Origin of the sequence: Streptomyces sp. M2CJ-2 (assembly GCF_016757295.1) — a bacterium.
Taxonomy (GTDB): domain Bacteria; phylum Actinomycetota; class Actinomycetes; order Streptomycetales; family Streptomycetaceae; genus Streptomyces.
Map to the genome: position 1 here is coordinate 1 of NZ_JAESIF010000100.1, position 17,304 is coordinate 17,304.

At 72.8% G+C, this 17,304-nt stretch carries 12 protein-coding genes; 4 read left to right on the forward strand and 8 right to left on the reverse strand.

What is annotated here, in order from left to right:
- The 8 genes from JL475_RS35375 to JL475_RS35410 all read right to left on the reverse strand — a co-directional run.
- A partial coding sequence (locus JL475_RS35375; RefSeq protein ID WP_202282303.1) for an SDR family oxidoreductase occupies positions 1-1,059 on the reverse strand: 1,059 nt, incomplete at its 3' end.
- A 113-nt stretch (positions 1,060-1,172) separates the two neighbouring features.
- The gene (locus JL475_RS35380) at positions 1,173-2,177 is read right to left on the reverse strand and encodes a DUF2889 domain-containing protein (RefSeq protein ID WP_202282304.1); all 1,005 of its coding nucleotides are present in this window, start codon (positions 2,175-2,177) and stop codon (positions 1,173-1,175) included.
- A gap of 221 nt (positions 2,178-2,398) precedes the next feature.
- Positions 2,399-4,000 (reverse strand): AMP-binding protein, encoded by a 1,602-nt coding sequence (locus JL475_RS35385; protein ID WP_202282305.1) that lies wholly within the window; start codon positions 3,998-4,000, stop codon positions 2,399-2,401.
- 98 nt (positions 4,001-4,098) lie between these two features.
- Positions 4,099-6,486, reverse strand: coding sequence for a molybdopterin-dependent oxidoreductase (locus JL475_RS35390; RefSeq protein ID WP_202282306.1), 2,388 nt, complete (start codon positions 6,484-6,486; stop codon positions 4,099-4,101).
- 185 nt (positions 6,487-6,671) lie between these two features.
- Positions 6,672-7,412, reverse strand: a complete 741-nt coding sequence (locus tag JL475_RS35395) for an SDR family NAD(P)-dependent oxidoreductase (RefSeq protein WP_237409198.1) — start codon at positions 7,410-7,412, stop codon at positions 6,672-6,674.
- A gap of 23 nt (positions 7,413-7,435) precedes the next feature.
- Positions 7,436-8,959 (reverse strand): class I adenylate-forming enzyme family protein, encoded by a 1,524-nt coding sequence (locus JL475_RS35400; RefSeq protein ID WP_202282307.1) that lies wholly within the window; start codon positions 8,957-8,959, stop codon positions 7,436-7,438.
- 478 nt (positions 8,960-9,437) lie between these two features.
- Complete coding sequence (locus JL475_RS35405) at positions 9,438-9,773, reverse strand: hypothetical protein (RefSeq protein ID WP_202282308.1); 336 nt, start codon at positions 9,771-9,773, stop codon at positions 9,438-9,440.
- Positions 9,774-10,150: 377 nt separating this feature from the next.
- Entirely contained in the window at positions 10,151-10,801 is a 651-nt protein-coding gene (locus tag JL475_RS35410) for a TetR family transcriptional regulator (protein ID WP_202282309.1), read from the reverse strand.
- A gap of 503 nt (positions 10,802-11,304) precedes the next feature.
- Here JL475_RS35410 and JL475_RS35415 point away from each other — a divergent pair.
- The 4 genes from JL475_RS35415 (at position 11,305) to JL475_RS35430 (ending at position 17,137) form a co-directional block, all read left to right on the forward strand.
- The gene (locus tag JL475_RS35415; RefSeq protein WP_202282310.1) at positions 11,305-12,258 is read left to right on the forward strand and encodes a GNAT family N-acetyltransferase; all 954 of its coding nucleotides are present in this window, start codon (positions 11,305-11,307) and stop codon (positions 12,256-12,258) included.
- Positions 12,259-12,796: 538 nt separating this feature from the next.
- Entirely contained in the window at positions 12,797-13,978 is a 1,182-nt protein-coding gene (locus tag JL475_RS35420) for an aromatic ring-hydroxylating dioxygenase subunit alpha (protein WP_202282311.1), read from the forward strand.
- A gap of 162 nt (positions 13,979-14,140) precedes the next feature.
- Positions 14,141-14,941, forward strand: a complete 801-nt coding sequence (locus JL475_RS35425) for an SDR family NAD(P)-dependent oxidoreductase (RefSeq protein WP_016828300.1) — start codon at positions 14,141-14,143, stop codon at positions 14,939-14,941.
- 852 nt (positions 14,942-15,793) lie between these two features.
- The gene (locus JL475_RS35430) at positions 15,794-17,137 is read left to right on the forward strand and encodes an aromatic acid/H+ symport family MFS transporter (RefSeq protein ID WP_237409199.1); all 1,344 of its coding nucleotides are present in this window, start codon (positions 15,794-15,796) and stop codon (positions 17,135-17,137) included.
- Positions 17,138-17,304: the final 167 nt, after the last annotated feature.

Sequence of the window (17,304 nt, forward strand, 5' to 3'; positions counted from 1 at the left end):
CTTGCCCTGCGGTCCGGTGCCGCCGAGCACGCCGACGACGAGCCCGGAGACGTCGGGCAGGTCCCAGGGGTCCTTGGCGGGGGCCTTCGCGGGGGCGGGGGGCGTTGCGTCTGGTGTGCTCACGTTGTGTTCCTCCTTGTGAGGGGCAGGGGTGGACAGCACGGTCGTCCGGACTGTCCCCGGGAGTCCGAGGGGCGGGGCGGCACGCGTGCCGCCCCGCCCACGCTCATGTCGCGGTCCGGAACGACGCCTTCCTCGCGTGTGCCTGGATCTCCGGGGGCCAGGCCCTGCCCAGCGACAGGCCGCCGTCGACGACGTTTCCTGTCCGGTGAGGAAACTCGACGCGTCGGAGGCGAGGAAGGCCGCCACGGCGGCCAGGTCCTGCGGCTCGCCGCTGCGGGGAACCGGCTGGAAGTCGCGCAGGTTCTCCCGTACCCGTTCGGCGCTGTCGTCCAGGGCCGATCCCGTGAGGTCGGCGCCGTGGCCGACGATGCGGGTGGCCACGCCGCCGGGCGTCATCGCGTTCACCCGGATTCCGTGGGGGGCGAGTTCCACCGCGCTGCTGCGGGTCAGCTGGACAACGGCGGCCTTGGCCGCGCCGTAGGGGTGGGGGCCGTAACCGGCCCTCAGGCCGGCGACGCTGCCGGTGTTCACAATGCTGCCACCGCCGTGGTCGCGCATGACCCGGGACGCGTGCTTGATGCCGAGGAAGGCGCTGCGGCACAGCAGCCGGAAGGCTTCGTCCCACTCGTCGGCCAAGATGTCCTCGACGAAGCGCCAGGACCCCACCCGGCCGGCGTTGTTGACCAAGCAGTCCAGGCGTCCCCGGGTGGCCGCCGTGTCCGTCACCGCCGTGGCGATGTCTTCCTCGCGGGTGACGTCGACGCGGCGGAACACCGCCGCGTCACCGGGCTCCTCGGCCAGGCCGCGGCCCCGTTCCCCATCGACATCGGTTACCACCACGAAGGCCCCCGCGTCGACGAAGTGGCGGCAGACGCCCGCCCCGATTCCGCTGGCGCCTCCGGTGACCAGGGCGACCTTTCCCTGCAGTGAGTGCACGTTGGGACCTCTCTCCTCGTCTTGCGCGGCCTGCCCGGGATGTCGGGTTCCTCCGGGGACGAGGCTCCTGGCGGGCCGTTCCTCCCGGGTGTTCGTCTGCCGTCCCGGTGTCTTCACTCCTGCGCGCGCCGGTGCAGCGCGGCCACCAGGGCGGGCACCTCGGTCAACGCGCGCAGGGCGTCGTTGAGGTGCGTGCACCCGTCGGTGCCGCGCAGCACCCTGGGCACGGTGGTGCGCAGGTCCGCCAGGGGTGTCCCGAGCAGACGGTCCAGGTTGAGCACGGCCAGGGGGCACTCGTCGTAGGGCAGGATGCGCGGCTCGGCCCGCAGGGTGAGGAGGGCACCGGTGCGTGCGTGGGCCGTGGCGTGCAGCCGGTATTCGTGCACGGCCCTCCTGCCGCCCTCGGGCACCGTCGCGCTGTCCTGGAACATCGCGTCCACTCCGATGACCTCGCCCGGTGTGACGTCGATGCGCCGGGCCCGGCGCATCGACGGTTCGGTGGGCGCGGCCAGTTCGTGCCAGCCCGCCGGGTCGTCGGGGTGCGGCAGCGGTACGACCCGGCGTGTCCGGTCGCCGCCTTTCCGGACGTGGTCGGGGCTCAGGGCGCTGGATCCGGGCATGAAGCCCGTGCAGACGCCTTCCTGCGGGCGCACCGCGGCCCGATGTGTGCCGGGCCCGGCGGACGGCCACCGGGTCTCGGCGAAGTCTGCGATCAGTGATACCGCGGCGAGATCGTCCAGCATGAGGTACAGCGAGGTCCCGGTGTCCCGTTCCCGCGGCAGGGCCTGTGCCAGCAGGGTGCGGAATCCGCCGCCGCAGCGGGCGCCGGTGAGGAGGGCCAGTTCGCTCCTGGCCGGGGTCGACTCGATCTCCTCGATCACCCGGCTCGCCGGTGTGAATCGGACGCACAGCCGGTCCTCGGCGACGACGAGCGGGGGCCGGCCGTCGGCCGGGGTGTAAAGGTCGCGGGCCCGCCCGTCGATGTGGAGCCCGGTGCCGAATCCTCCGGGCCACCGCGTGTCGAGCGTCGAGGTACGGCGCACGCTGCCCGGGCGGCGGACCGGTGACGGCCCGAGCGGGCCGGCGGGCTGCGGTGCCGGAGGGTCTTCGATGGTCATCGGGTGCCTCTTCGTCGATGGGGGTCTCACGCTCTTCACACCGGCTGCCCAAGAGGAGGCAGGTGTGAGCCGGTGCCGCCCTCCCCGTGGGGCGGCCCGCCGTCCGCGCTCGCCCGGAGTCTCGCCGCCGTGCGGGGGTGTTCCCGCTCCGTGCCGGCTGCTTTCCCCCGTCGGCGGGGAAAGCCGGGGGAGGCGGTCCGGGCTGCGGCCGCCGGTCCGGGTCAGGCGTGGCCGTCCCCCCACTTGCTCTCCGCGATGCCGGTCAGCCGTCGGTGGTCGAGCTTTCCGTTGTCCGCGCGTTCCAGCGAGTCGACGTAGGCCGTGTGCTTGGGCACCTTGTAGCCGGCCAGGTGCGCGCGGGCGTGGGTGTGGAGTTCCTCCTCCGACGGCGGCCGCTCCCCCGCCCGGAGAAGGGCGACGACCTTCCTGCCGAGGCGTTCGTCGGACACGCCGAGGACCGCGGCGTCCGCGATGCCCGGGTGCTGCTTCAGGACCTCTTCGACCTCTTCGGCGAACACCTTCTCCCCGCCGGTGTTGATGCAGCTGGAGCCGCGGCCGAGGAGCTGGATCCGCCCGTCGGCGTCGAGTTGGGCCAGGTCGCCGGGAACGGACCAGCGGCGGCCCGCGGCCTCGACGAAGACCTGGGCGGACTTCTCCGGGTCGTTGAGGTACCCCACCGGGATCCAGCCGGTGACCGCGAGGCGACCGACCTTGCCGTCGCCGGGTTCGGCGAGGGTTCCGTCGTCGAGCAGCACGGCGGCCCGGTCGGAGGGCACGAACGAGCCGGTGTCGGCCACGTCCCCGCGCACGGACACCGTCGAGGCGACGGCGGAGGCCTCGGAGGAGCCGAGTCCGTCCAGCAGGCGCGCCGCCGGCATGTGGTTCAGGAGCCCTTCCTTGACCGGGCGGCTCCACATCACGCCGGAGGAGAACACGGCGCGCAGGCCGTCGAGACGCCACCGTCCGGGGTTCTCGTCGAGGGCGGCGAGCATCGGCCGGGCGAAGGCGTCGCCGACGATCGCGAGGGACTGGACCCGTTCGCCGTCCATGACGTCGAGGAGCTGTTCGGCGTCGAAGCGCGCCCCCGGGGTCATGACGAGGGTGCCGGCCCCGCTGAGTGCCGAGATGGCGTAGAAGAGCCCGGCGCCGTGCATGAGCGGGCTCGCCACCAGGGAGCGGATCTCCCGGGTGAGTCCGGCCAGGTGCGCCTCGACGGCCTCGCGGTCGCCGTGGTCGGGCAGCGGTCGGGGGTTCTGCGCGTTGAGCAGGGAGAGGATGTCGCCCTGGCGCCACATCACGCCCTTGGGGTGTCCGGTGGTGCCGCCGGTGTAGATGAGGATCAGGGAGTCCTCGCGTCCGCCACCGTGCGGCCGCGGGGGGTGCGCGTCCAGTTCGCGGGCGTAGGAGGGGGCCCAGTCGGTGCCCTCGCCGACCTCGAGCCAGAGCCGCACGCCGGGCAGGCGGTGGCGCACCCGGTCGACCCGCTCGCGGAACTCGGCGTCGAAGACGACCGCCTTGACGTCGGCGTCGGCCCAGATCTGCACCAGTTCGTCTTCGACGTAGCGGTAGTTGGTGTTCATCGGGGCGAGGCCCGACTTGCCGGCGGCGAAGAAGGTCTCCAGGTACTCGGGACCGTTGCGCATGTACTCGGCCACGACGTCGCCCGCGGTGAGGCCCGCGGATTCCAGCACCGTGGCGAGCCGGGCCGCGCGGTCGTCGAAGTGCGCCCACGTGCCTCGTCGTCGCCCGTGAACGAACGCCGTGCGCTCGGGGTGCACACGGGCCACGGCCTCGAAGACACTCGCGAAGTCCCAGCCTGCCATGTCAGCCCTTTCGCGTCACGCCGCCGCCCGGAGCGGTGGCCGTCATCCCATCCGAAAAATATCCTACAGACGTTAGATAATAACCTCAAGGCATTAGGTTAAGGAGAAGGTTCTTCACGGTCGGCGAGGCCCGGCGGGGCGGGGGTGACCGACACCGGGACGGCCGTCAGGGTCGGCATGTGGTTGACCGCCTGGGCGCCGTGGTGCAGGGAGGTGAGCCGGTTGACGTTGCTGCCCGTCGTCCGCGGGTCCCCGCCCGTCTCCAGGCCTCCCCAGCCGTGGGTCATCGACAGGACCCCCGGTCGCATGCTCGGGTCCTCGTGCGCCACGGCCTCGAGCGTTCCGTGCGGCGAGCGGATCGTCACCGCGGCGCCGTGCGTGATGCCCAGGTGCGCCATGTCCTGCGGGTGCAGGTGGGCCGGGTTGTACGACTGCGGGGGCAGGCCGACGACCGCCGACCCGAGGGAGTTGACCACCTCCCGCATCCGCCGCACGACCAGCCGCAGCGGGAACTCCTCGGCGTCCTCGCCGCCCTCGGTGTCCCCCACCGCTCCCGGCGCCCCGGCCTCCCGGTCGGCCCCGCCCCCCGCCGCCCCACCCTCGTCCGCCCCGCCCTCGGCCCCCGCGGACCGGGCCCCCACGGGTACCGTCGCGGCGACGGGCGCCAGCGCGGCGGCGAGTTCCGCGGCCACGTCGGCGGGCAGCAGGGTCAGGCAGGGCCCGGCCCGCTCCTCGCGGGCCGGGCCCACCGTGGTGCCGGGGTGCCCGGCGAGCAGGCCGTGCGGGTGGGTGCGCACCTCGTCCAGCGGGACCCGGCCGCGGGAGGCGACCAGGTCGAGGAGCTCCTCCGAGGAGGGCGGTCGGGAGGTGTCCAGGTCCCGGCCCGCGAACCGCAGGGGCCCTCCCGTCTCGGCCGCGAGCCGGAAGAAGACCCGCCAGTCCTCGACCACGCCCCGGGGCGGGGCGACCACGGCGGGCGTGTACTGGGCGAACGGGCGGGGGAAGAAGGTCTCCATCAGCCCGGTGTGGTCGGCCCGTTCGTACAGCATCGTGGGGGCGATGACGTAGTCGGCGAGGCGCGCGGTCTGCGACATCCGGGTGTCGATCGACACCAGCAGGTCGAGGCTCTCCAGCGCGCGCCGCGCGGTGTCCTGGTCGGGCAGGGCGAGCAGGGGGTTGCCGCCCGAGACCACCAGCGCCCTGATCCGGTCGGGTCCGGGCCGCAGGATCTCGTCGGGCAGCAGGGCCGCCGGCAGTTCGCCGCGCAGCAGGCCGTGTCCGCCCACCCGGCTGCGAAATCCCCGTTCCCACTCGCGGTCCGCGGGGACCACCTCCGCGCGGGCCGGCCCCTCGCCCGTCAGGACGCCGCGCCCCGGCACGGGTTCGCCCTCGCGCAGATAGCGTCCGCAGACGACGTTGAGGCAGGCGGCCAGGTGTTCGGCGATGTTGGAGTGCGGCCCCATGCAGACGCCGGTCCCGGTGCTCACCATGCCCCGCTCGGCCGCGGCGAACATCCGGGCCGCCCGCACCAGTTCCTCAACCGGCACGTCGCAGACGCGGGCGACCCTGTCGGGGGTGGCCTCGGCGACCGCTGCCCGCAGGTCGTCCAGTCCCTCCACGTGGCGGTCGCAGAAGTCCCGGTCGTGCAGCCCCTCCCCCAGGATCACCTGCAGCAGCCCCGCGAACAGCAGCGCGTCGTGTCCGGGGCGGGGTCGCAGGTGCAGGTCGGCGCGTGCCGCGGTCTCGGTGCGGCGCGGGTCGACGACGATCAGCCGCATCCCGCGGTCCCGGGCGGCCTTGAGGTTGGCCGACGGATTGGTGACCAGCGCGCCGTCCCCGTCGCCCCCGTTGACGGAGACCAGCGGGTTCGTGCCCGCCAGCAGCCACACGTCGGCTTCGTCGAGCGACTGGGGGCCGCCCGCGTACACCCCCATGCGCGACTTCACCAGCCACTTCGCCGACTGGTCGAGGGTCATGGTGGAGAAGAGCTTGCGGGAGCCCAGGCCGCGGAACCAGGCGCGCGCCATGAAGGGGGTGAGGGTGGCGAAGTTGTGCTGGGTTCCGATGAACAGGCCCACCGCGTCCGGCCCGTGCTCCTCGACGATCCCGGTGAGCCGGGCGGCCACCTCCGCCATCGCGGTGTCGGCGTCGACCGGTTCGTGCTCGCCCGCGGCCGTCCGCCGCCGGGAGGAGGTCAACCGGTCGGGGCCGTGCAGGAGATCGGCGGCCCTGCGCCCCTTCGGGCAGGTGAAGCCGCGGGAGATCGGGTGCTGCCGGTCGCCCAGCACGCGCAGCACGCGGGTGCCGTCGGTCTCCACCTCGACCCCGCAACTGGCCGGGCACAACCGGCAGTACGACGTCCTCCGGGTCACGGTGTCGCCCTCGGCGGGGCGTGCCCGCCGGGCCGCGTCCGGGGACGGGGGACGCGGGTCGGGGTCGGTCGGGTCGTGCGCGGCCGATTCGTGCGCGGGCCGGGAAGTCGTCATCCGACGGTCCTTTCTGCCGCGGACGTCCGGCGCGGCCGCACCGCGGACCGCGTCGACGTCTCGCGAGGGATCCGAACCGCCCGGCCCACGAGCGGGCAGGGCACCGCCCGGGACGAGGGCCCCGGGCGGAGGTCGACCCCGGGCGGGCACCGGCGGTCCGTCGCGCCGACACCCGCTGCCGGGGCTCACAACTGGACGGGGCCGCCCGCCCACACCCCGATCTCCTCGCCGGAGACGTGCGCGGCACCGTCGCCCGCGAGGAAGGACACCATCGAGGCCACCGCCTCGGCGGGGATCCGCGGCCAGCCGTCCTGGAGGCTCTCCCGCGCCCGGTCGCCGGCGGCGCGCACCATGTCGGTCTCCACGTAACCGGGCACCACGGTGTTCACGGTGATGCCGCGCCGGGCCACCTCCTTGGCGACGACCCCGGCCAGGGCGACCAGCCCCGCCTTGGACGCCGCGTAGGCACCCGTCGTCGGGGTGAGGGCGCGCCCGCCGCTCGGGCTGCCGAAGAACAGGACGCGTCCCCAGCCGGCCGCGTACATGGCGGGCAGCGCGGCGTGCGTGCAGTAGTAGGCGCCGCTGAGGTTGACGCCCAGCACGCGGTCCCACTGTCCGGGCGGCAGGGAGCGCGCCGAGCCGGCCGCGCTGACTCCCGCGTTGTTGACGAGCACGGCGACGGGTCCGAGGAGTTCGGCGGTCCGCGCGACGAGGTCGCCCGCCTGGTCCGCGTCGGACACGTCGGCCCGCAGCGCCACCGCCCGGCCGCCCGCGGCCTCGATCTCCTCGACCACGTCCGTCGCCTCGCGGGCGCGGTGGGCGTAGTTGACCGCGACCGCGAAGCCGTCGGCGGCGAGTCTGCGGGACACCGCGGCTCCGATGCCCCGCCCGCCGCCGGTCACCAACGCGACTTTCCTGGCCTTCATCGGCAACGGCCTCCGTGTTCGGGTCAGCGCACCTTGCCGTGCGTGCGGGGCAGGTCGGCGTAGGTGGCCTTGAGGTCGCGCTTGGCGATCTTGCCGCTGGCCATCCGCGGCAGGGCCTCGTCGAGGAGGACGACGTAGCGCGGGACCTTGTAGTCGGCCATGCGCTCGTTGCAGTGGGCCACCACGTCGGCGGGGTCGATCGGACCGTCGGCCTTGATCAGGGCGGCCGGGGTCTCGCCGAACTTGGCGTCCTCGACGGCGATGACGGCGACCTCCTCGATGCCGGGCATCTCCTGGAGGACGTTCTCGATCTCGGTCGGCGAGATGTTCAGCCCGCCCGAGATGATCATGTCCTTCATGCGGTCGACGAAGGTCAGGTAGCCGCGCTCGTCGAGGATGCCCATGTCCCCGGTGTGCAGCCAGCCGTCCACGATGGTCGTGCGGGTGGCTTCCTCGTTGCGCCAGTAGCCGGGCATCATCCCCGGTCCGCGCAGGAGGATCTGGCCGGGGGTGCCGGGCGGACAGTCGGCGCCCTCCGGGTCGACGACCCTGATCCTGGTGAAGGCGCCGCCCCAGCCGCACTTCTCCGGGTGCTCCATCGCCTCGTCGCGCGGCATCACAGTGGCGGATCCGCCGATCTCGGTCTGGCCGTAGATCTGGCGCAGCGAGACGCCCTTGCGCTGCCAGGAGGCGAGCAGGTCCACCGGCACCCGCGCGCCGCCCACGTGGGCGGTGGTCAGGCTGGTGAGGTCGGCCTCCGCGAAGCCGGGCTGTGCCGCGACCTGCTCGAACAGGATGGGCGGGCCGGTGAACGTGGTGACCTTCTGGTCGGCCAGCACACGCAGGGCCCGGGCCGGGTCGAAGCGGGGCTGCAGCAGCAGCGTGCCGCCGTGCAGGATCGTGCGGAAGAGTCCCCACACGAGGCCGGCCGCGGTGAACAGCGGGAGCACGAGCAGGGGTCTGAAGCCGTTGGGCAGCACCGGCTCCATGAGGGACCACTCGTGCATCTCGCCGGCGATGGTGGCGTGGGTGAAGATGACGCCTTTGGGTTTGCCGGTGGTGCCGCTGGTGTAGACGATCGCGGCCGTCTCGGAGACGTCGGACACCGGCGGCACGACGGGGGCGTGGGTGCCGTCCCGCAGGGACCGGACGTCGCTCTGGAAGGACTTGAGGACGACCCCGGGCTGCTCCCGGCGGGCCTCCTCCAGGCGCTCGCGCAGCGCGTCGTCGCTGTAGACGACGGTCGGCTCGCAGTCCTCCAGGAGCCCGGCGAGCTCGCGGGCCACCATGCGGTGGTTGAAGGGGGCGACGACGGCACCGAGCTTGAGCGCGCCGAGGGTGGCCGCGCACCACTCCAGGGAGTTCTGCCCCACCAGGGCGACCCGGTCTCCTCGGCCCACTCCCGCCGCGACGAGATCGGCGGCGATCCCGTCCGCCCAGCTCTCCAGCTGGCGGTAGGTGACCACGTCGCCGTCGAAATCGATGGCCGGCTGGTCGGGAATGTTCCGAGCCCACCAGGTCAGGATGCTCACGAGCGTTCCGCTCACGTCTGTTCCTCCTGCGCTCTGTCCACGATCGCTTCCGCCACCTCGGGCCGCTCCACGGGTCGCCCCCTTTGGCGGAGCGGCAGCGGATACACCCGAGCACATGTCGGAAGAATTCTGATGAAGGGAGTCACACGTCGTGTGGTCGGTGGGCCCTTGTCGAGGGGCCTGCCGTCCACCGGCTGCCGGCGGACGGTCCGGGCGGGCCGTCGGCCGGTGTCGTGCCCGGCCGGGCCGCCCGGTGCGGCGTGCACCGGTGGTTCGGAGCACGGGCGGACGGGGTCGTCACCGGCTGCTCGGCGTACCGGGCCCGCGATCCCCGAGGTGGCGGGAATCCTTCGTGTGACCTTGGTCGCTTAATCTAAGGGCTTCAGGCACCGCGGACAAGGCTTTGCGGGATGTTCTCCCGATCGGGCGGAATTACTCCTCCCGTACCGGCCCTTCGACGCCCGTCGGTCCGCGTCGAAGGCGCCCGCCGGGGTCAGTCCCCGGCCTCCGGGGGGAAGTTCTCGAGGGCGGCGGCCTTCCAGGAGCCGTCGCGCGACTCCCACACGGACCGCAGGCCGATCCGACCGTCGGGGGTGTCGTACACCGTCTCCCCCACCCAGGTGGCGCCCTCGCGCCGGATGTCGACGACGCGGAGCGAGTCGACCTTCCCGCGGGGGACGATCACTCCGCGGAAGACCTGGGGGATGTTCTCCTGCACCATGTCGGCCAAGGACGCCTCGACGTTCCCGTCGAGGACGTACTGGACATGCCGCCGGTAGAGCTCGTGGAACTCCTGGGACTCTTGTGGCTCCTGGGACTGCGTGGACATCTGGACGTGCCTCCCCATAGGTGACCGTGGGGGCCGTCGCGCCCCCTGCGGAACCAGAGTCGACGCTCCTGGCGTGAACTCACCCTCAGCCTAAAGCCCTTAGATAATGGGCGGCAAGGGTTCGGGAGGGGAAGCACCCGGGAGAGTGCGCCCACCGACCCCGCCACGCACCTCGGCGGACAGGCGGTACGCAGGGGGTTCGGGGCGACGCGACAGGTGGCGACCGGGCCGGAACGCCGCCGCGCCCCTCTCCCGAACGGAAGGGGGCGCGGCGGTACGGCGGGGATTCACCACCCGGCCGGAGAGCACCGCCCTGCGGGGCCTCGCTCCCCGGCGCGGGGACTCGGGCCCGGCGAGGGCTCATGCCCGGAGGGGGCTCACTGCCCCGCGGGCGCCTCCGCCCGCGGGGCCGCGTCCAGCTGCATGACGCCGACCAGGAAGCTCCGGATCGTCTGTTCGAAGATCTGCTCGGCGCTCCATTCGTTGGCGGCGAGGGCCGAGGTGAGGGTGGGCTCCTCCTCGGCGTCGACGTGCGGGAAGATCTGCGCCTGACTCTCCGGGGTCTTCATGGCCTCGCTGAGGCTGGCGCCCAGACTCAGCTTCTCCATGCCGTCCAGGATGAGCACGTGCAGGTGTTGCGGTACGCCCGCCTTCTCCAGGAAGCGGGCCACCTTCTCGTACATGGCGATCAGGACGTCGCGCGGCAGGTACTCGAGCAGGATGGGAGCCGCGTTGCGGTGGCGCAGGATCGAGCGCCGGAAGTTCAGGGCGAGGGCGACGAAGAGGTCAGGCCAGTTCTCGTCGGCGGGACGGCGCGGGAAGGGCGTGTCCACCATGATCGCCCGGGCCACCTCGGTCATGAGTTCGGTCTTGTTCTTGAAGTGGTGATACAGCGAGGGCGCTCGGACTCCCATCACCTTCGCCAGTCGAGGCATGCTGAACGCCTCGATCCCTTCCACGTCGATGATCTTCAAGGTGGCCGCGACGATCGCTTCGCGGCTGAGCAGAGGTTGGAGTGGTCGGGCCATGGCCGCAGTATCCCGCACCCCGGCGGCGGATGGGACCCGGCGTCGCGGGCGCCCCGCCGGACGCCGCGGCGCGCCCCGACGGATCCGGCACCGCACCCCACTCCCGGGCGACGCGCCGAGAGGGCACCGGGCGCGAACCCGGCAGGGCGCCGCACACCGCCCCCCGCACCTCGCAGATCACCGCCCGATCCCCTCGGCGGACACCCTTCCATTAACCGACTCTCCATAGGTTTCATATCACTCTTCCCCGGGCGTGGGATCACCACAATCGCCTGTCGCTGCAAGGGGTTCATCGAGACACCCGGGCTTGTGAGCACCACATCTGGCCTATAGCTTGGAGGTAATGAGCTGCTGAGACCGTCGTCGCCGCGCACCGGCGTGGGAGCGCCCCTTTCGGATCCGCCGCCCGCGCACCGCATCCGCGGCCGCCCGAACTCCGGCACCCGGCACCGTCCACCGCGGGCGGCGCCACGGGGCGACGACCCGACATCCGAGGACGTTCTGTGATCACGTACGAGTGGGGCACCTCCTTCGGCACCGACCCGGAGGTCGTCAGTCTGTTGCGCGACGCGGCGGACTTCGACGCCGAGCAGGGTTTCTCGGCCGTGCAGCCGGTCCCGGCCGCGGGCACGGACGGGGCGCCCCCCGGGCGGGTCACCGAACTCGTCGCCCGGATGAGCGACGAGGTGGGCGCCGTCGGCTCGCCGGACGGGGAGGAGGCGATCGTGGCCTTCCTGCGGATCACCTCGCAGGGCGACGGCACCGCCACCACCGAGTTCGTGGTGGGCCCCGAGTACCGGTCCCTGGGGATCGCGACCCTGCTGTTCGAGGAGCTGGGGCTGGCCCGCGGCGGGGCGGCCCGGTGGGCCGGCGAGGGCGTCCGGTCGCTGCGCGCCTGGGCGCACGGCTCGCACCCCGCGGCGGAGCGGATGGCGCGCCGGTTCGGCGCGGTGCCCGAGGACGCGTCGTGGCGGATCATCCGGCCGATGCACCGGCCGGGCAGCGTGCCGGAGCCGGAACCGCCCGCCGGGGTGGACCTGCGCCCGCTGCACCCGGAGTCGGACACGGCGGTGGTGGCCGCGCTCGCCGACGCCGAGAAGGACGGCCGCGGCGCCGGCCGGGTCGGCCCGGAGGTGCTGGTGGCGGTCGAGGCGTCGGGGGAGGTGCTGGGCTTCGTGGCGTACTCCCCGCACCCCCCGGCCGGGGAGGCGCCGGACGGTCCGGGATCGGTGCACCTGCTGGCGCCGCCGACCCGGGGCGAGGCGCACGCGGTGTCACGGGCGCTGCTCGCGGCGGCGCTGAAGCGGCTGGCCGAGGCGGGCGTGCGGGAGGTGGAGATGTCGGTGGACCCGCTGGACGAGCCGCTGGTGCGGGCCTGCCGCAGCGTCGGCTTCCACCACGACCAGACCGACGTGTGCTTCAGCGTGCCGGTCGACGCACCTGCCGCGGTCGCCTGACGGGCGCACCGGCACCGGCGGACGCGAGGCGGGGCTCCCCGAGGAGGAGGGGCCCCGCCTCTCGCCTTCCGCGGACTCCCGGGCGCGTCCGGCAGCCTCCCCCCGACACGGGCAGGCGCAGATCGACCCGCCGCCGGGACCACCCTGCACACCCCTTCGCCCACCGGCCGGGCCGGGCCTCGCGGACCCGTCACCCAGGGCCGGGGGAGGGCGCCGCGACCCGGCCGACGACCGAGAGTCCCCCGCCGTGCGCTTGACCCCAGAAACCTACAGCCATAAGATTAAGTGAGCTTTTTCGCAGACGGGTGCGTCCGGCGGCGAGCATGCGCCACCGGACCGCCCGCGGACCGGGGCCCACCTCGCCCGCAAGACGCCCCACGCCCCATTCGTCGCCGTTCCCGTGCCTCCTCGGCGGGGTCGACGAAGAAGGGGAACCGACGTCGCGTGTCTCGCATCCCGCGTCGCGAGACCGCATCCGCCTCTGAGGTCCCGAGCCACCGCAGCGGCGCAAGGAACGCGGACAGTACAGGAGGACGACGTGACGGAATTTGATGCACAGCGCGAAAAGCGAATTCGTCGCCTGCTCGAGCACCTGCGGAACGACACGACCGACCAGTTCGAGGGAACGGTCTCCTTCAGCCCGACGGAGTTCACCGACGCCGACCTCGCGGCCCGTGAGCGTGAGCTGATCTTCGCGCGGGTCCCGTCGATCGTCGCGCACAGCTCGGAGATCCCCGAGCCCAACGACTTCATCACCCTGCAGCTCCCGCGCAACAACGCCATCGTGGTGCGTCAGCCGGACGGCGGCATCAAGGCCTTCGTCAACCAGTGCCGGCACCGGGGCGCCCTGCTGGAGGAGGCGGCGTCGGGCAAGTGCCGCCTGTTCTCCTGCGGCTACCACCGCTGGTCCTACGACACCGACGGCACCCTGCGCACCATCACCCGCGACAACACCTTCGGCGACCTCGACCGCAGCCAGTTCGGGCTGCTCGAACTGCCCGCCGAGGAGCGACACGGCTTCATCTGGGTGATCGACTCGGTCGGCGCCGAGATCGACGTCGCCGCCTGGCTCGGCCCGGAGATGGACGAGGTCCTGGCCGGGTACAAGCTGGACAACCTGGTCTCCTTCCGTGCCGAGGGCTTCGACGAGCCGTGCAACTGGAAGCTGATGCAGGACGCCTTCCTGGACGGCTACCACATCCAGTACGCGCACCCGAACACCGCGGGCAAGATCGTCCACACCAACGTCTACGCCTTCGAGGACTACGGGCGGCACTGCCGCTGGCTGGCGCCCCGCAAGACGATCGACCGCTGGATCGACGAGGACCCGGGCGACCAGAGCCTCGCCAAGCACGTGACCGAGTCGCACCTGCTGCTGCCCAACAGCACCCTGCTGCGCCTGCCCGACAACCACTTCGAGCTGCTGACCTTCCGTCCCGACCCGGTCGACCCGGGGCGCTGCCGGATGGAGATGCGGGTCATCGTGCCGCGTCTGGAGGAGACCTCCTACGACGAGGAGACCTGGAACAAGCGCTGGCAGCGGAACTGGCAGATCCTGCTGGACGTGCTGCACGCGGAGGACTTCCCGCTGCTGCGCGGCTCCCAGCGGGCGCTGACGAGCCAGGACGCCGGCCCCATGGTGTTCGGTCGCAACGAGGTCGCCAACCAGGTCTTCCACCGGGAGACCCAGCGGCTGCTCGCGGCCGACGACGCGAGCTGACGCCCGCGCCTCCCCCGTGCCGGAGACCTCCCGGCACCCCTTCTCCCCCACCCCCGGCTCACGGGCCGCACCGGCCGGTCGGGGCGGATGCCGCACACCCGCCGCACCCGCCGCACCCGCCCCCGGCCGGCCCGGACCGGACCGGACAGACAAGGACGGCACATGGGCAGCACGACGACACAGCGCCCCCTTCCCGAGAACGGCGTGCTGGACCTGTTCCGGCTGGACGGCAGGACCGCGCTGGTCACCGGCGCCAGTTCGGGGCTGGGCGCGGGCTTCGCCCTCGCCCTGGCCGAGGCCGGCGCACAGGTGGTCCTGACGGCCCGCCGCGCGGACCGCCTGCGCGAGACGGCCGAGCGCATCGAGGCGCTCGGCGGCGAGTGCCTGGTCGTCGCCACCGACGTGACCGACCCGGAGCAGTGCGAGGAGGCGGTGGCGGCGGCCGTCGCGCGCTTCGGGAAACTCGACATCCTGATCAACAACGCCGGTGTCTCCTCCGCGGTGCCCGCGCTGCGCGAGCGGCCCGAGGACTTCCGTCAGGTGCTGGACGTCAACCTGATGGGCGCGTACTGGATGGCCCAGTCGTGTGCGCGGGTCATGGGGCCGGGCTCCAGCATCGTGAACGTGGCCAGCGTGCTGGGCCTGATCAAGTCGGTGCTGCCGCAGGCCGCCTACGCCGCGAGCAAGGCCGGCCTCATCGGGCTGACCAGGGACCTGTCCCAGCAGTGGGCCGGGCGCCGCGGCATCCGGGTCAACGCCGTCGCACCCGGGTTCGTGGCCACCGAGATGATCGCCGAGATGCCCTCGGAGACGCTGGACGAGTTCCTGCGCGCGACCAGCCCGCTGGCCCGCACCGGCACCCAGCGGGAGCTCGACGCGGCCGTGGTGTTCCTGGCGGCCCCGGCCTCCAGCTACATCACCGGCACGACCCTCGCCGTGGACGGGGGCATGTCCGGGCACTGAGCGCCCGCGCCCCACCGTCGTCGCCGTACGCCGGCTCGGCCCCGCTCCGGTTCTCGCACCGGAGTCGGCCGGGCCGGCGCTCGTCGTTGCCTTCGAGCGGACGACCACTAACCTTCTTGCCTTAGATTCTCTGCGCTTCCTTACGGGTGTACGTTCGACACCCCGTCCGCGGCGACGCGACCCCGGAGGCGGACCGGCCTGACCGTGGCGACCCGCCAGCCCCCGTCCGCGCACCGCGAGATCCACCGCGCACTCCACGACAGAACGCCCCGACCTGCACCATCATGCGATTCGGGGCCCCTCCCCCGCTTCCCGCCGCCACCCCGACGAGGCCCCCCGCGGGCACCGGGAGCGTGACACGACCGCGGCCGCCGGGAGGGCGCATCGCGCGAGGCGGAAAAATCCCCCTGCCCGACCCTTGACCTTAAACTACGGGCATAAGTTAAATGGCCACGTCTCACCCGAGTATTCCCGGCCGCCGCCTCTCCCGGAGGCACCGTCGGCCTCGTTGAGTTCCGCCACGCTCTCCTCTCCCCCGCCGTTCGGCCCGCAGCCGTCCGGCACCTCCATCCTCCCGGCCGGCCGGCCGCCGTCGATGCCACCCCGAGTGCCGTCGCCGAGGCCCGTCGGCCCGTCCTGACACACCTACGGCCCGCCGCGCTCCGCACGCGGTCCGTCGTGTCCCTCGGAGGCCGCCCCTTCCTCGGGGCGGCCTCCGAGAGACACCGGGACACCGGGTCCGCGCCGCCTCCTCCCGTCGGGAGGGTGCCCGCGGAAGGGGAGCTCCACCACCCAGAACCGTCCGCAGACCCCCGGGTCGGCGGACGTCTGCTCCACGACAAGGAGTTTCCCTTGACTCGACCCAGCTCGGCAGTGCGTCCGAGAACCTCGGCGGGTGCCCGGTCGGTGGTCTTCGCCTGTCTGGCGATCACGCTCATCGACGGACTGGACAGCGGCATGTACGGCGCGGTGCTGCCGACGCTGCTCCAGAACAAGCAGTGGGGCATCACCCTCGCCTCGGCCGGTGTCATCGGCAGCCTCTCCCTGATCGGGATGATGGTGGGCGCCCTGCTGTCCGGCTACGTCTCCGACCTCATCGGGCGACGCCCGACCGTGCTCGCCTGCGTGGCGAGCTTCAGCGTGTTCACCCTGCTGTGCGCGGTGGCCCCCAGCGTGGAGGTCTTCGGACTGTTCCGCCTGCTCGCGGGCCTGGGCTTCGGCGGTGCCCTGCCCTCGGTCATCGCCCTGACCATGGAGTACGTGCCGGTGGAGAGGCGGCAGTTCTACAACGGCGTCGTCCAGACCGGCTTCCCCATCGGTGGATGTCTGGTCGCCTTCCTGGCCATCTTCATGCTGCCGAACTTCGGCTGGGTCTCCCTGTTCGTCCTCGGCGGTGCCATCGGACTGGCACTGTTCGCGATCGTCTACCGGCAGATCCCCGAATCACTCGCCTTCCTCAGCAGCCGGGGACGCCACGAGGAGGTGCGCGCCCTCGCCGAGCGCTACGGGGTCGAGCTGCCTCCGGAGCCGGCGGTCGGTACCGTGACGGAGAAGCCGAACTGGTCCTCCTCGCTGAAGCTGATGTTCGCCCCCGGGTTCCGGGTCGCGACACTGCTGTTCCCGGTGATCGGCTTCTGCGGGCTGCTGCTGGCCTACGGCATGAACACCTGGATCCCGCAGCTGCTGCGCGCCTCCGGCTACGACCTGGGCTCCGCGCTGACCTTCCTGATCGCCTTCTACCTGGGCAGCACCATCGGCATGCTGGTCCTGGCCGGCCTCGCCGACCGCTGGGGCTCGCGTCCGGTGATCACGGGCGGCTTCCTGTGCGGAGCCCTGGCGGTGACCTTCCTGACGATGCATCCCCCGCAGGCCGTCGTCTTCGCCATGGTGCTGGTGGTCGGGTTCTGCGCCTCCTCGCAGGCCGCGGTCGCCGGGTTCGTGGGCGTCTACTACCCGGCCGCGGCGCGCGGCACCGCTCTGGGTGCCTCGCTGGGCCTGGGCCGGCTGGGAGCCGTCTTCGGGCCGATCCTGGTGGGTCTGATCATGGGTTCCTCGCTCGGTACCTCGTGGGTGTTCTACTTCTTCGCCGCGGCGGCGCTGCTGGCCGCGCTGCTGGTCGCTCTGGTGCCGCGGACCGGCATGCACGACCGCACCGCCCCGTCCACCGAACCGCAGGAGGTCGCCCCCGCCGCCTGACCCGCGCCCCGCGCGCCGCGCGCGACCCGGCTCCGCCCTCCCGGCGGTCGGCCACCCGCCGACCGCCGGGAGCGGCCGTCCGCCGCCGAACGGGGTCTTCAAAGTTGAGCGGTGCGGAGGTGTCCGCGGGCTCGGCGGGTGGTGACGCAGTGTGTCCGTAGTCGTTG

Excerpts from the sequence above, each read along its gene's own strand:
- JL475_RS35390 (WP_202282306.1), bottom strand. The coding sequence starts at position 6,486 with ATGACGACTTCCCGGCCCGCGCACGAATCGGCCGCGCACGACCCGACC.
- JL475_RS35395 (WP_237409198.1), bottom strand. The coding sequence starts at position 7,412 with ATGAAGGCCAGGAAAGTCGCGTTGGTGACCGGCGGCGGGCGGGGCATC.
- JL475_RS35425 (WP_016828300.1), top strand. The coding sequence starts at position 14,141 with ATGGGCAGCACGACGACACAGCGCCCCCTTCCCGAGAACGGCGTGCTG.
- JL475_RS35385 (WP_202282305.1), bottom strand. The coding sequence starts at position 4,000 with ATGGCAGGCTGGGACTTCGCGAGTGTCTTCGAGGCCGTGGCCCGTGTG.
- JL475_RS35405 (WP_202282308.1), bottom strand. The coding sequence starts at position 9,773 with ATGTCCACGCAGTCCCAGGAGCCACAAGAGTCCCAGGAGTTCCACGAG.
- JL475_RS35410 (WP_202282309.1), bottom strand. The coding sequence starts at position 10,801 with ATGGCCCGACCACTCCAACCTCTGCTCAGCCGCGAAGCGATCGTCGCG.
- JL475_RS35380 (WP_202282304.1), bottom strand. The coding sequence starts at position 2,177 with ATGACCATCGAAGACCCTCCGGCACCGCAGCCCGCCGGCCCGCTCGGG.